The 511-nt window shown below is 44.2% G+C and carries 1 rRNA gene; it reads right to left on the reverse strand.

Annotated elements, in window-relative coordinates:
• Positions 1 to 169 (reverse strand): 16S ribosomal RNA (locus ACRQHG_RS09360); the annotation flags it as partial.
• Positions 170 to 511 lie beyond the last annotated feature (342 nt).

Below are 511 nucleotides of genomic sequence, written 5' to 3' on the forward strand. Positions count from 1 at the left end.
CCCGTTTCCAAGGCTTATCCCAAAAAGGAGGGCAGGTTACCCACGTATTACTCACCCGTTCGCCACTAATCCACCCAAAAACCAAAGTAATCAGGCTTCATCGTTCGACTTGCATGTGTTAAGCACGCCGCCAGCGTTCGTCCTGAGCCAGGATCAAACTCTCCACAAAAAAACTGTAAGAGAGCAAGACAACATCTAGCTCAAACAAAATAAATAACAAGAACAAAACACACCACCAACACAACACAACTAAACACACCCGTATATAACAAGCGCTTGTATCCAGTCTTTATATGTTGGAGTGCTACCTGTCCTTGCACACACCCACACAACCAAACCAATCAACTCAGTGAACCTGGTTAGGTCGTGTGAACAAAAAAATCACGTAAAAAATATATTAGTCAGACACGCTATTAAGCATCCAAACACCATATCCACACCCCACACCAACCATCTACATCAAACAGACTGGTTGGTCCGAGGAGGAAATCATTCACGCTCAAGAAGAGCA

This window comes from Actinotignum vesiculae, assembly GCF_051267215.1.
Classification (GTDB): domain Bacteria; phylum Actinomycetota; class Actinomycetes; order Actinomycetales; family Actinomycetaceae; genus Actinotignum; species Actinotignum schaalii.